The sequence below is a fragment of the Phycobacter sedimenti genome, assembly GCF_038148855.1.
GTDB lineage: Bacteria > Pseudomonadota > Alphaproteobacteria > Rhodobacterales > Rhodobacteraceae > Phycobacter > Phycobacter sedimenti.
This window is the reverse complement of record NZ_JBBVGR010000004.1, coordinates 174,505-186,741: the sequence shown is the minus strand read 5'-3', so window position 1 is coordinate 186,741 and position 12,237 is coordinate 174,505. Positions and strand designations below refer to the sequence as shown.

At 63.4% G+C, this 12,237-nt stretch carries 13 protein-coding genes; 5 read left to right on the top strand and 8 right to left on the bottom strand.

Annotation, left to right across the window (positions count from 1 at the left end):
- On the top strand, nt 1-1,209 hold the full coding sequence (locus AADA15_RS08885; RefSeq protein WP_341641203.1) for an efflux RND transporter periplasmic adaptor subunit: 1,209 nt from the start codon (nt 1-3) through the stop codon (nt 1,207-1,209).
- Nucleotides 1,210-1,215: 6 nt separating this feature from the next.
- On the opposite strand, the gene AADA15_RS08880 is transcribed toward AADA15_RS08885, so the two are convergent.
- The 7 genes from AADA15_RS08880 to AADA15_RS08850 form a co-directional block, all read right to left on the bottom strand.
- The gene (locus AADA15_RS08880) at nt 1,216-2,712 is read right to left on the bottom strand and encodes a class I adenylate-forming enzyme family protein (RefSeq protein WP_341641202.1); all 1,497 of its coding nucleotides are present in this window, start codon (nt 2,710-2,712) and stop codon (nt 1,216-1,218) included.
- A gap of 65 nt (nt 2,713-2,777) precedes the next feature.
- Complete coding sequence (locus AADA15_RS08875) at nt 2,778-3,209, bottom strand: PaaI family thioesterase (protein WP_341641201.1); 432 nt, start codon at nt 3,207-3,209, stop codon at nt 2,778-2,780.
- 125 nt (nt 3,210-3,334) lie between these two features.
- Nucleotides 3,335-4,141, bottom strand: coding sequence for an IclR family transcriptional regulator (locus AADA15_RS08870; RefSeq protein ID WP_341641200.1), 807 nt, complete (start codon nt 4,139-4,141; stop codon nt 3,335-3,337).
- Between the two features lie 35 nt (nt 4,142-4,176).
- A complete protein-coding gene (locus tag AADA15_RS08865; protein WP_341641199.1) occupies nt 4,177-5,517 on the bottom strand; it encodes a TRAP transporter large permease in 1,341 nt (446 codons plus the stop codon).
- The gene (locus AADA15_RS08860) at nt 5,517-6,029 is read right to left on the bottom strand and encodes a TRAP transporter small permease (protein ID WP_341641198.1); all 513 of its coding nucleotides are present in this window, start codon (nt 6,027-6,029) and stop codon (nt 5,517-5,519) included. Before AADA15_RS08860 ends, AADA15_RS08865 begins: the two co-directional genes overlap by 1 nt.
- A 127-nt stretch (nt 6,030-6,156) precedes the next feature.
- The gene (locus AADA15_RS08855; RefSeq protein WP_341641197.1) at nt 6,157-7,218 is read right to left on the bottom strand and encodes a C4-dicarboxylate TRAP transporter substrate-binding protein; all 1,062 of its coding nucleotides are present in this window, start codon (nt 7,216-7,218) and stop codon (nt 6,157-6,159) included.
- Nucleotides 7,219-7,430: 212 nt separating this feature from the next.
- A complete protein-coding gene (locus AADA15_RS08850) occupies nt 7,431-8,471 on the bottom strand; it encodes an AraC family transcriptional regulator (protein ID WP_341641196.1) in 1,041 nt (346 codons plus the stop codon).
- Between the two features lie 181 nt (nt 8,472-8,652).
- Between AADA15_RS08850 and AADA15_RS08845 the strand changes: the two genes are divergently transcribed.
- Genes AADA15_RS08845 through AADA15_RS08830 form a run of 4 tightly spaced genes read left to right on the top strand, consistent with a single transcriptional unit; the run spans nt 8,653 to nt 11,221 of the window.
- Entirely contained in the window at nt 8,653-9,429 is a 777-nt protein-coding gene (locus AADA15_RS08845; protein ID WP_341641195.1) for an SDR family oxidoreductase, read from the top strand.
- 28 nt (nt 9,430-9,457) lie between these two features.
- A complete protein-coding gene (locus tag AADA15_RS08840) occupies nt 9,458-9,874 on the top strand; it encodes a hypothetical protein (protein ID WP_341641194.1) in 417 nt (138 codons plus the stop codon).
- Between the two features lie 18 nt (nt 9,875-9,892).
- Complete coding sequence (locus AADA15_RS08835; RefSeq protein WP_341641193.1) at nt 9,893-10,699, top strand: styrene monooxygenase/indole monooxygenase family protein; 807 nt, start codon at nt 9,893-9,895, stop codon at nt 10,697-10,699.
- Between the two features lie 3 nt (nt 10,700-10,702).
- Nucleotides 10,703-11,221 (top strand): flavin reductase family protein, encoded by a 519-nt coding sequence (locus tag AADA15_RS08830; RefSeq protein ID WP_341641192.1) that lies wholly within the window; start codon nt 10,703-10,705, stop codon nt 11,219-11,221.
- 18 nt (nt 11,222-11,239) lie between these two features.
- On the opposite strand, the gene AADA15_RS08825 is transcribed toward AADA15_RS08830, so the two are convergent.
- Nucleotides 11,240-12,175: a 2-hydroxyacid dehydrogenase gene (locus tag AADA15_RS08825; RefSeq protein WP_341641191.1), complete on the bottom strand. Its 936-nt coding sequence runs from the start codon at nt 12,173-12,175 to the stop codon at nt 11,240-11,242.
- Between the last annotated feature and the right edge of the window lie 62 nt (nt 12,176-12,237).

Below are 12,237 nucleotides of genomic sequence, written 5' to 3'. Positions count from 1 at the left end.
ATGCTGAGAACACGCACGGTTGTCATGGCCGGATTGGCGCTGCTGGTTACCGGAACACTGGGATATATCGCCCTGCGCCCCGAACCAGTGGCGGTGGACCTGCACGAAATCGGCCGCGGCCCCCTGCAGGTGACGGTCAACGCCGATGGCAAGACCCGCATCCGCGAAATCTATGCTGTCTCTGCGCCCATAACCGGCACGGCGCAGCGCGCGCCGGTGCGGGTGGGGGATGTGGTGACGGCAGGGGAAACCGTGGTGGCCGTGCTGAAACCCGCCGCGGCAAACCTGTTGGACGCGCGCAGCCGCAGCCAGGCCGAGGCTGCCGTGCGCGAGGCCGAAGCGGGGCTTGCGGTGGCGCGCAGCAAGATGCGTCAGGCCTCGGAAACGCTGACCCTGTCGGAAAGCGAGTTCAAACGGGCTGATACGCTTGTGCAGCGCGGCGTGGTGTCCAAAACCCGGCTCGAGGAGCTGGAACAGAAGCTTCACATCGACCGCGCTGCGATGACGGCGGCAGTGTCGGCGCTGGAGATGGCCAAGGGCACGCTCGACCGCGCCCGCGCGGCGCTCATTGAACCCGGCGCGCCCGAGGCGGGCAGCAGCTGCTGCCTGACGGTCACGGCGCCGATGTCGGGGCAGGTTCTGACCGTCGATGTCATGAGCGAGCAGACGGTGCTGGCGGGCACCCGGCTGATTTCCCTTGGCGATCCGAGCGATCTGGAAATCGTGGCCGACCTTCTGTCCACGGATGCGGTGCGTTTGAAAGACGGCGACCGGGCCATTGTCGAACGCTGGGGCGGCGATCAAAACCTCAGCGCCCGCGTGCGGCGGATCGAACCGGCGGGCTATACCAAGGTTTCGGCCCTGGGCATCGAGGAACAGCGTGTGGATGTCATCCTGGATCTGACCTCACCGCCCGAAGACTACGCGGGCATGGGCGATGGCTTTGCGGTCTTCCTGCGCATCGTCGAATGGGAAAGCGATAACGTTCTTTCGGTGCCGCTGAGCGCGGTCTTCCGGTACGGCGCCGACTGGGCCGTATTTGTCGAGGCAGACGGTCTGGCTGAGCGCAAACTCGTCACTCTGGGACGCCGCAACGATCACAATGCCGAGGTGCTGGAAGGGCTGAAGCCCGGTGAGCGGGTGATCCTGCATCCCTCGGATCTGATCAGCGATGGCACCCTGATCGAGCCACGCCCCGATGAGATCTGACAGACCTCAGCCCAGGTCCTTGGCAAAGGTCTCGATCAGCTTGTGTTTCAGGATCTTGCCGGTCGGGGCTGCGGGCAGTTCCAGCGTCAGAACCACGCGCGAGGGGCGTTTATAGGCCGACAGGCGATCCGCCACATGGGCCTTGAGCGTGGCCTCGTCGGTGGCATCCAGAGCCGTCACCTGCACAAAGGCCAGCACCTCTTCGTTGCCTTCCACCTTGCGGCCCACCACGGCGCTTTGCACGACGGCGGGATGGTCGTTCAGAGCGGCCTCCACCTCTTGCGGGTAGACGTTGAAACCCGAGCGGATGATGATCTCCTTGCTGCGCCCGACGATGTGCAGGCGGCCCAGTTCGTCAAATCGACCAATGTCGCCGGTGCTGAGCCAGCCTTCGGCGTCGATTGTGGCGCGGGTGGCCTCCGGGTTGCGGTAGTAGCCTGCCATGACATGAGGACCGCGGGCTTCGATTTCGCCGGTTTCGGCGCCATCCTTGATGCGCACTTCGGTGCCGGGCAGGGCGGTGCCGACGCTGGTGTCGGGATCGCCTATGGCATTGGTCGTGGCCGATAGCCCCGCAGTGCATTCGGTCATACCATAGCCGTTCTGCAGGGGCAGGCCGTAAAAGGCCTCTGCCTCGCGCTTCCAGGCGGGATCAAGCGGAGCGGCGCCGGAAGAGACATAGCGCAGCGCTGCGCCTTCAAGTTTTGCAACGCCTTGCGCGCGGGCGTGCTGCATCAAGAGCGCATGCATCTGCGGCACGGCGGGCAGAACAGTGACGCCATCCTGCAGCGCGTCGAACAGCGCCGCCGGAGAGAACCGTGCCTGCAGACGCACCGCGGCACCTGCTCGGGTAGAGGCCACGATCATCGAGGCCAGGCCAAAGACATGTGTGATCGGAAGGCCGCCATAGACCTGATCGCCGGGGCCAATGCCGCGCAGATTGGCCGAAGCCTGCCCTGCAAAAAGAAGGTTCGCATGGCTCAGCATCACGCCCTTGGGATCGCCGGTCGTGCCGGTGGTGTAAAGCATCACGGCAATCTGTTCGGGGCCTTCCTGTACCGGTTCCGGCGCACTGGGGCCGGGTGCTACGATGGCGACCTGACCATAAAGACCATAGCGGCTCTGCGCGCCCAGCCGTTTGGCATGGGCAGTTGCCTCACTCGAGGCGGCGGTGGTCAGTACAATGGCGCGGGGCTTGGCGTGGCCCGTCACGCGGGTGATCTCATCGGCGCTCATCCGGGCATTGATTGGGACCGCCCAGGCATCGATACAGCTGCAGGCAAAGAGGAAGGCGACCGTCGCGATGGAGTTTTCCGAAATGATCAGCACCCGATCGCCCGGCGCAACACCTTCGGCCAGAAGGTCGGCCTTGGCCTCCTTGATGGATTGTTTCAGCTCGCCATAGCTGAGGGGGCGACCGTCGAAATCCAGAAGGGCAAGGGCGCCCGGCGTGGTCGTGGCCCAGTGGCCGACGGTTTCGTGAATGCGGGTGTAGGTGGTCATGGCAAATGTCCAGTCTTCATCGAATATCTTGCGGGCAATATTGCTGGCCCGATGTCATCGCAGTCTCAGCTCTGTGGCAGCCGTTCGGTCGGAACGCGGCGGAAGACCCCGCTTGAGGTGGCGATCAGCGTGCCGTCCTCAGCCTCAAGCCGTGCGGATATGAACAGCGTTCTGCGTCCGCCGCCGGTGATCAGCCCCGTCGCCGTCACCCGGCCGCTGCGTGCCGGGGCGATGAACTGCGTGGTCAGCGAGATCGTCAGGAAAGGCGCGCGCCCGGTGGGGTCCACGCTCATCGATCCTGTGGCACCGCTGGCGCTGTCGAGCATGGTCGTGGCAATGCCGCCATGCAGGACCCCGTGGCGGTTCAGGTGGCTGTCATTCAGGTCCAGCCAGCATCGCGCGCCGCCATCGCCTGCGCTGTTGCTCACATCCAGCACATAGCCGATCAGCCGCTGCGGGCCGGTTTCACCGTGGATGATCAGATCGGGCGTTTGCATCAGTGGCTCCTTGGGTCCTGCGGCGCCTGCGCCGATGGGGCTACAGGGCGCGCAGTCGTTTTGGCGGCACCATAACAAGGGGCACTGATGTTTCAACTGACAAAATTAAATTCCGATATGCGGAATTATCCGCGCTGCACCAGGGCCGGGCTTTTGCCGGTCATCCGCTCCAGCGTGCGCACGGCGGCCTGCAATTTCGGACCGACCTCGGCCTCCATCCGCTCCTGGCTCAGCATGTCTGGCGTGGCGCCGCAGGTGAAAACGACAGGTTCGTCGAACTCATGGCTGCGGAAGGGGACAGAGACCGCATTGACAGTGCTCGCATAGCGCAGGCCCCTGCCTGCGATCACGAAACCCCGTGCCACGAGCTGCGAATAGGCATCTTCGCGCAGGTCGCTGACCGTGACGTCAGACCCTTCCACGGCATCGCCGAAAGCCGAAACATAGGCGGCGAACTCCCGGTCGGATTGGGCGGCAAGCTGGGCCTGCCCCGATGACGAATGGGTCAGCGGAATGCGGTGCCCGACCTCAAGCCAGATGGAGGAGGCCTGATGCGGGCGCCAGGTCTTGGTCAGCAGGATCTTCTGCTCGTCCCGCACCCCGATCAGCACCAGCGTGCCGGTCTCATCGGCCAGGGGCTGCATGATGTCCGTTGCCGTATCCACGAAAGAGACCGAGGCCGAGGCCACGTTCCCCAGGGCCAGAAGGGCAGGCCCCGGCCGGTAGCGATCATGCCGATGCCCGTGCGACAGGTAGCCGAGCGTCTGCAGCGTGAAGGTCAGCCGCGAGACGGTGGATTTGGGCAGGCCGGTGCGCTCGGACAGTTCCTGGTTGCTGAGCCCGTCGTCGCTGGGACGAAAGGCGCGCAGAACGCTCATGCCGCGCGCCAGGGTGGTGGCAAACCGGCGATCCGTCGGAGCTTCCTTGGCCATGTCTGTGGTTCCCGTCATAGTTGGTTCAGACCGGATTACATCATTGAGTTCGGTAGAAGCAACGAAATCGCGGGAAAGACCATCAGAAGGATCAATACGATCACATCCACTGACAGGAACCGTGCAATCCCGGCAAAGATCCTGTCGATGGGCGCCTCTTTGCCGACCACATTGGCGATGACAAAGACGTTGAGACCCACGGGCGGGGTGATCAGTCCGATCTCCAGCAGCTTGATGACCACGACACCGAACCAGATCAGGTCCATCCCGTAGGTTTCCACCAGCGGCACCATCAGCGGCAGGGTCAGCACCATGATCCCGATCGGGTCAAGGAACATGCCGAGCAGCAGGTAGATCAGCGCAATCGACAGCATCAGCCAGAACACCGAGAGTTCCGCCGCAGTCACCACGTCGACGATGGCGGGTGCAACGCCGGTGAGCGCAACAAAGGCGACAAAGATCTTGGCACCGGCCGCAATGAAGAAGATCGCGGCGGTCTGCAGGCAGGTCTCGCGGAAGGCCTCCCAGATCGAGGCAAGCGTCAGCTTGCGCTGGGCAATGCCGATCAGCACGGCGGCGCTCAGGCAGACGGCGGCGGCTTCGGTCGCGGTGAAAATGCCGCCATAGATGCCGCCGATGATCACCAGGAACAAGACCAGCGCGGGCCAGGCCAGAAGGGCGGCGCGGAACCGCTCGGCATAGGTGATTTCGGTGGTATCCACCGGGGCGGATGCAGGGTCGCGCTTGACCCAGATAAAGATCACCAGAACGAACCCAGCCAGTGTCAGAAGCCCCGGCAGGATGCCTGCCACGAACAGTTTGTTGATCGAGGTTTCGGTAAAGATGCCGTAGATGATGAACAGGACGCTTGGCGGGATCAGCGAGCCGAGTGTGCCGCCCGCCGCGACCGATGCGGTGGCAAGGCGGTTGTCATAGCCCATGCGCAGCATTTCCGGCGTGCAGATCCGACCCATGGTCGAGGCGCAGGCGATTGAGGATCCGGTGATGGCGGAAAACCCGCCGCAGCCCATGACCGAGGCCATGGCGACCCCTCCCGGCACCGCCGACAGCCAGACTCGCGCCGCGTGGTAGATGCGGGTGGTGATGTCGGCCTTGTAGGCGATATGCCCCAGGGCGATGAACAGCGGGATCATCGACAGATCGTAGGAATGTATGAGGTCGAAGGAGTTGGAAAACACCATCGACGTGGTGGCCTTGAGCGCCCGTTCGGGCATGAAAGTCCCGGTGCGGAAGGCGAAGATGCAGAAGGTGCCCACAGCGGCAACGCCCGCAAGCGTGAAACTGATCGGCACGCGCAGGGCCAGCAGGATCAGAACGGCGGCAAAGGCAATCAGCCCGATTGTTGAGGCGTCCATCAGTCCAAACCCTCTGCGTGTGTGTCTACAAAGCTGAAATCGCCTGTGCGGATCGACCGGATGTCCTGCACCACCAGCACCAGAAGGCGCAGCCAGCACAGGGATATACCGACCAGGAAGACAAGGCGTCCGGGCCATTTCGGCAGCTCCAGATCGCCGTAGAAGAACCCGCCCGAGGTGAATGTGTGCGCAAACTCCCGCCCGCCCGCGTAGATCAGCGGCATCAGCGCAAAGAGCCCGACAAAAGAGCCAAAGACCGCAAGCCAGGCCTGCGCCCGGCGGGGCATTTTGGCGGCGATGAACTCGACCGCGACATGGCTGCGTGCGAGCGTTGCCGCAGCGAGCGGCAGCACGATGGCGGCGACCATCAGCTCGCGCACGATGACGATGGTGTCGGGCAGGGCAAAGTTGAACAGGGCGCGCGAGACCACGCTGGCCGTGATCAACAGACCCAGGGCGATGACAGCAGCCACCGCAAGGTTCAAGAGGAAGCTTTCCAGCGCTTTCAGCATTGGTTTCTCTTATCTGTCAGGCAGTTGGGAAAAGAACAGGGGCGGCACGCGGCCAGCCCCTGCAAGGCAAGGTCCCCCCGGGTGGACAGGCCACCAAAACTGAGGAGGGGGGAACCTTGGATCAAGATTAGCGCGCCCAGGGGTAGCCCTTGCTGTCACGCTCTTCGGTGTATTTGGTGATCAGGCCCCGGTATTCCTCCAGAAGGGCCGCGCCGTCCATGCCCGAAGCATTCATCTGCTCGACCCAGGCGTCGATGTATTTGCCGCCGGCGGCCACCAGCTGCGCGCGCTCTTCTTCGGGCAGGGTGATGACCTCGATGCCCTTTTCCTTCATGGTCTCGATCGCCGCATCGTTTGCGGTGGTGATCAGGCGGCCAAACTCATCCGCCATGGCGCTGCCGGTCTCCAGCAGGACTTTTTGCTGATCGTCCGAGAGGCTGTCAAAGACGTCCTTGTTCATCAGGATGCCAACGGCGCCCACCTGCCCCCAGTTCAGAAGGGTGTAGTTTTCCATCACCTCCTGCTGCTTGAGCGCGGTCACCGCGTAGGAATAGCCCTGCGAGCAGTCCAGAAGGCCGGTGTCCAGACCCTGGTAGGCCTTGTAGATGCTCATGTTGACCATGTTGCCGCCCAACTCGCCGAATACCTTGCCATAGGCGCCGGTGCCGCGGATCTTGCGATCCTTGATGTCCGCAACCGAGCGGATCGCATCGCCGGTGCAGCCGATATGCACGGCAGAGGTGGTAAAGGTGCCGATGTAGACGAGGTTCTTCTTGGCCAGATCCTCGGCAATGACCGGAGAGGAGCGCATCAGCTCGTCCGTGGCGCGCATGCCGACCCAGGCGTCCGGGTTGTCGAGCGGCAGATCCGCGATGCCGTAGGACTGCATTTCCTGCGGGTAGTAGACGGCGATCACGGTGCCAAGATCGGCCACGCCGTCACCGATGGACTGCACTGCGGCATTGGCCTTGAACAGGGCGCCGCCCCATTGCACGTCGATCTTGAGGTCCCCGCCCGAGGTTTCGCCAACCTTATCCGCAAACCATTGCAGGGCAGCGGCACGCGCGCCGCGATTCGGGCCGGCCTCGCCGTGGATCAGCGTGGTCTCGGCCGAAGCAACGCCGGCAAAAGCCATCAGCGCCGCAGGCAAGAGGGCGGATTTCAGGCGTGATTTCAAAGGGGTTGTCATGATGGTCTCCTCCCAGAGATATTCCACTATGCAGAATTAAGTTCCGATATTGGAAATTCTTGTCTGATCGCTGCCGGAAAGGCAACAGGATTCTTGAGCCCGCCCTGAAGGAACGTGACGCAACGGAAGGTGCTGCGCTGCGGCATACCGGGGAAACTGTCCAGCGCGCAACCCTGGTGGAGTTGCGGCGCCGGGCGTGGGCGCAGGTCAGATCAAGACAGGAAGTCGCGGGCGCGGGCGCTTTTCAGGGTATCCTGCGGGCTGCATCCATAGCGGGATTTGTAGTATTGTGAAAATCGCCCCAGATGTGTCAGGCCCCAGCGTTCGGCGATGTCGGTGACACTGTCGCTGCGGCGGCCCTGCAGCAGATCCTCATGCGCGCGCTGCAGGCGCGTATTGCGCAGGTAGACCATCGGTGCGGTGGACAGGAACCGCTTGAACCCGATCTGCAGGTTGCGCGCGCTCACCCCGGCGTAGGCGGCGATCTCATCGATGTCCAGCGGGCGGTCCAGATTGGCCAGCATATAGGCCTGTGCCCGGCGCACATGGCCGGGAATGACCGAGGAGGTCACCCGCCGCAACTGGTCGGAATAGGTGTGCCGATGCGCCTCCAGAAGGCCGGTCATCACCGTGTTTTCCATGTAGTGGGTGAGCAGCGGGCTGGCGTGTGACGGGGCTGGTCCCTGAGCCACCTCTGCATCGGCCACCAGCATATGCACCAGCCGCAACAGGCGCGCACCCGGCCCCTGTGACAAATCCATAGCCCCTTCAAAGGTGATGGGCTGGTCGGTGCTGAGGCCGAGGTTCGCAGTTGCATGGGCATGCAGCGCCCGGCGGCTGATCTGCAGCAAAAGCTGCCTGCAGCCTTCTTCCCAGATCATCGTGGTTTCCCGGTGCGGGTTCAGCACCGCTGCACGGGTCGTGTCGCTGGTGTAGCGGTCCGACCCGTTGACGATGGCGGCGCTGCCCGCGACCGGGATCTGCACCAGGTAGAACTGATCAAGGCACCCCGGTGCGATCTGCGTCTTTGCGCCATATTCGATATAGTTGAGCGACACCCGCTCGCCCGGCACATGGTGGTGACGCGCAGCAAAGGGCTCCTTGCCGATGGTGTGCAGCTCATGGGGACAGAAAATCCGGCCGACGGCCTCGCGGGCCTCGTCCAGATCATGCGTGCGGAACCGTGCAAACCGCGCCAGCGGTGCTGCCGGTCCCCGGTCCGCGGTATGCTGCGTGTCCTGCGGGGCTGGCATCTGTCGTCCTGTTGAACTTGGCCAACCATAGCACGGCTCTGCTGCTGCACATAGCGCGACGCAGATTCCTTCGTTTTTCGGATAATGGCTGCGCGATCCGGATAGCCGGGCGCAAACTCTGCGGGAAACCTGTCTCACATAACAAAGCAAGAACCACACCAGAACGACAGGGATATGACAGATGAAGGGACTGGACGGCAAAGTTGCCATCATTCCGGGCGGCGCTACCAAGATCGGCGCTGCCATTGCGGCGGCGTTTCGCGCGGCCGGCACCAGGGTGATGATCGCCGATATCAACGAAGAAGCAGGCCAGGCTCTGGTCGCGGATGGCATCGCCTTCTGCAAGACTAACCTGCGCGAGGACGATGACATCACCGCGCTGGTCGCGGCCACCAAGAAGGAATACGGGCGCATCGACTTTCTGGTCAACGTCGCCTGCTCCTACCTCGACAACGGAGCAGACTCGACCCGCGCAGAATGGCTCGAAAGCCTCGATGTGAACATCGTCGGATCGGTCATGCTGATGCAGGCGGTGCGCGAAGAACTGGCCAGGACCAAGGGTGCCATCGTCAATTTCGGCTCGATCTCCTCGCGCGTCGCGCAAAAGGGCCGCTGGCTCTACCCGGTCTCCAAGGCGGCGATCCTGCAGCTGACGCGCAATCAGGCGATGGATCTGGCCCCCGATGGCATTCGTGTGAATGCGGTCAGCCCGGGATGGACCTGGTCCAACATCATGGACGAACTCACCGGCGGCGACCGGGAGAAGACCGACAATGTCGCCAAGCCCTTTCACCTTTTGGGGCGTACCGGCAACCCGGAAGAGGTCGCCAGCGCGGTGCTCTTCCTCTGCTCTGACGAGGCGGGCTTCATCACCGGCACCGATATCCGCGTGGACGGCGGCTACACCGCTATGGGGCCAGAGCGCGACGAGGAAGCCATCGCCCAGCTGATGGCCTGAGCGCGCAAAACAAAAAAGACAGGGAATTATGACAATGAGAAAAATCACCATCATCGGCGGCGGCCAGTCCGGCCTGCAACTGGGCCTTGGCCTTTTGAAGAAGGGCTACAAGGTGCGCATCGTGCAGAACCGCACCGGCGAGGACATCAAGAACGGCCGCGTCATGTCAAGCCAGTGCATGTTCGGCGAATCGGTGCAGAACGAGCGCGACCTCGGCATCGACTTCTGGACAGAGGACCAGTGCCCTCCGGTCGAGGGCATTTCCTTTGCCGTGCCGCACCCCGAACAGGCAGGCGCCAAGGCGATCGACTGGACCGGTAAACTCGATCGCTTTGCCTATTCCGTGGACCAGCGGGTCAAGATGCCGGTCTGGCTCGATGAATTCGAGCGTCTTGGCGGCCAGCTGGTGATCAAGGAGGCCGGGATCAGCGATCTGGAGCTCTAAGCACGCGAGGATGATCTGGTGCTGGTCGCCTCGGGCAAGGGCGAGGTCGGGCGGCTCTTTGAACGCGACGCCGAGAAATCGCCCTATGATGCGCCGATGCGGGCGCTGGCGCTGACTTACGTGAAGGGCATGACCCCGCGCGCGGATCATTCTGCCGTCTGTTTCAACCTGATCCCTGGCGTTGGCGAATATTTCGTATTCCCGGCCCTGACCACGACGGGACCTTGCGAGATCATGGTCTTCGAGGGCGTGCCGGGTGGGCCGATGGATTGCTGGGGCGATGTAAAATCCCCCGATCAGCATCTGGCAAAATCGAAAGAGATCCTGTCGACCTTCCTGCCCTGGGAGGCAGAGCGCTGCGCCGATATCGAGCTGACGGATGACAATGGCATCCTTGCGGGCCGCTTCCCGCCCACGGTGCGCAAACCGGTGGCAACGCTGCCGTCGGGGGCCAAGGTCCTGGGCATCGGGGATGCGGTTTGCCTCAACGATCCGATCACCGGGCAGGGGTCCAACAATGCCTCCAAGGCGGCCAAGGTCTATATGGACCGGATCCTGGCACGGGACGATCTGCCCTTTGATGAGGTCTGGATGCAAGGCACCTTCAACGCCTATTGGGACTATGCGCAATGGGTTGTGAACTGGACCAACATGATGCTGTTGCCGCCGCCGCCCCATGTGCTGAACATCATGGGCACCGCCTGCGGTGAGCAGCGCCTGGCCAATCGCATCACCAATGGGTTCGATGATCCGCGCGATTTCTTCCCCTGGTTCGCCGATCCGCAGGCGGCCGAGGCCTACCTCGCAGACCTGCAGGCGGCCTGAGGCATGAGCATGTGCGTCGATCCGAGCGCCTTCCGGTCGGCCATGGCGCGGTTTCCGGGGGCGGTGACGGTGATCACCGCCCTTTCGGGGTCAGACGATGGGTCAGGGAAGGGCGCAGAGCGGCGGGGCATCACCGCCACCGCCGTCTGCTCGGTCTCAGCCGATCCGCCCAGCCTTCTGGTCTGCGTCAACCGCGCCACCGGCACCCGCGCTGCGATCCATGAGACGGGCCGCTTCAACGTCAACCTACTGGCCAAGCCCGACGGCCTCTTGGCGCTGCAATTCGCCGGTCAGGGCGGGGTCACGGGCGAAGCAAAATTCGCGGAAGGCGACTGGATCAGCGACGCGCGCGGCCTGCCGCGACTTACCTCTGCGCTGTTATGCTTTTCCTGCGATGTGATCGAGGCGACCGAGGCGGGCAGCCATACGGTCTTCATCGGGCGGATCGTCGATATCGCGCAGGGCGACGGCGAGCCGCTGCTGTATGAACGCTCTGGTTTTCAGTGCCTCGCGCCGATCTGAGACAGGTATCCGGGCGCGTCAGTAGCCGCGCGCCCGGTCCACCTCGTGCAGCAAGGCCTCGCCACTGGTCAGGCGGCGCAGGTTTTCCACCACATCCCCCAGCGCATCGCCCAAGTGCCAGCCCGACACATGCGGGGTGATTGTGACGGCAGGGTGGCGCCAGAGCGGATCGTCTTCGGGCAAAGGCTCGGTGCACAGGACATCCAGCACCGCATGGCCCGGTGTGCCTTTGTCCAGCGCGGCAATCAGCGCGGCTTCATCGATGAGATCGCCGCGTCCGGCGTTGATCAGGACCGCGCCGGGCTTCATTGCCGCCAGCATCTCTGCATTCATCAGGCCACGGGTGTCCGGCGTCGAAGGCAGGATCGCGCAGACATAGTCGCATTGTCCCAGCATCTCCGGCAGGGCATCACTGCCGTGGTGGCAGGTGACGCCCTCGATGGCTTTTTCAGTGCGGCTCCAGCCGTGGACCTGAAAGCCGAGGCGTGCCATCAGTCGTGCCGTCAGCCCGCCGATATGACCCAGACCCAGTACCCCCACGGTCGTCAAATGCGTGCGCTTCGGTTCGACCGGATCCCAATGGGCGCGGCTCTGTGCCTTGGCATGGTGCAGTAGGTTGCGCTGCTCGCGAAGCACATAAGCCAGGCAGTATTCGGCGATCTCGCGGGCGGGTTCCTCGGGTTTGAGGCGCGTCACGCGCACATGAGGGGCCACGGTGGGGTGATTGACGATGGTCTCCACCCCGGCGCCGAGTTTCTGCACCAGCTGCAGGTTCGGCAGGCGCGCGGCGATATCCGTCCTGAGGTTGGAAACCGCCAGCATGGTGATTTCATCGAGGTTTCCGGGGTCTGAGGCGGGGCGGATATCAGCTCCGGGGGCAAGCCTACGCAGCTCTGCCGCCAGGTCCTCTTCGCTGTACCATCCGCCGTGCCCGATGCTGATGAGCAATGCCATTGAAACAATGTCCTTCGTCTTTGTGCCGTACCGTCAGCCTGTTACGTTCCGTCACAGCGCTG

Bases quoted from the DNA above. Each gene is read 5' to 3' on its own strand.
- AADA15_RS08825 (WP_341641191.1), bottom strand. From the start codon at position 12,175: ATGGCATTGCTCATCAGCATCGGGCACGGCGGATGGTACAGCGAAGAG.
- AADA15_RS08875 (WP_341641201.1), bottom strand. From the start codon at position 3,209: ATGCAAACGCCCGATCTGATCATCCACGGTGAAACCGGCCCGCAGCGG.
- AADA15_RS08860 (WP_341641198.1), bottom strand. From the start codon at position 6,029: ATGCTGAAAGCGCTGGAAAGCTTCCTCTTGAACCTTGCGGTGGCTGCT.
- AADA15_RS08870 (WP_341641200.1), bottom strand. From the start codon at position 4,141: ATGGCCAAGGAAGCTCCGACGGATCGCCGGTTTGCCACCACCCTGGCG.
- AADA15_RS08880 (WP_341641202.1), bottom strand. From the start codon at position 2,712: ATGACCACCTACACCCGCATTCACGAAACCGTCGGCCACTGGGCCACG.
- AADA15_RS08840 (WP_341641194.1), top strand. From the start codon at position 9,458: ATGACAATGAGAAAAATCACCATCATCGGCGGCGGCCAGTCCGGCCTG.
- AADA15_RS08850 (WP_341641196.1), bottom strand. From the start codon at position 8,471: ATGCCAGCCCCGCAGGACACGCAGCATACCGCGGACCGGGGACCGGCA.
- AADA15_RS08885 (WP_341641203.1), top strand. From the start codon at position 1: ATGCTGAGAACACGCACGGTTGTCATGGCCGGATTGGCGCTGCTGGTT.
- AADA15_RS08865 (WP_341641199.1), bottom strand. From the start codon at position 5,517: ATGGACGCCTCAACAATCGGGCTGATTGCCTTTGCCGCCGTTCTGATC.
- AADA15_RS08845 (WP_341641195.1), top strand. From the start codon at position 8,653: ATGAAGGGACTGGACGGCAAAGTTGCCATCATTCCGGGCGGCGCTACC.
- AADA15_RS08855 (WP_341641197.1), bottom strand. From the start codon at position 7,218: ATGACAACCCCTTTGAAATCACGCCTGAAATCCGCCCTCTTGCCTGCG.
- AADA15_RS08830 (WP_341641192.1), top strand. From the start codon at position 10,703: ATGAGCATGTGCGTCGATCCGAGCGCCTTCCGGTCGGCCATGGCGCGG.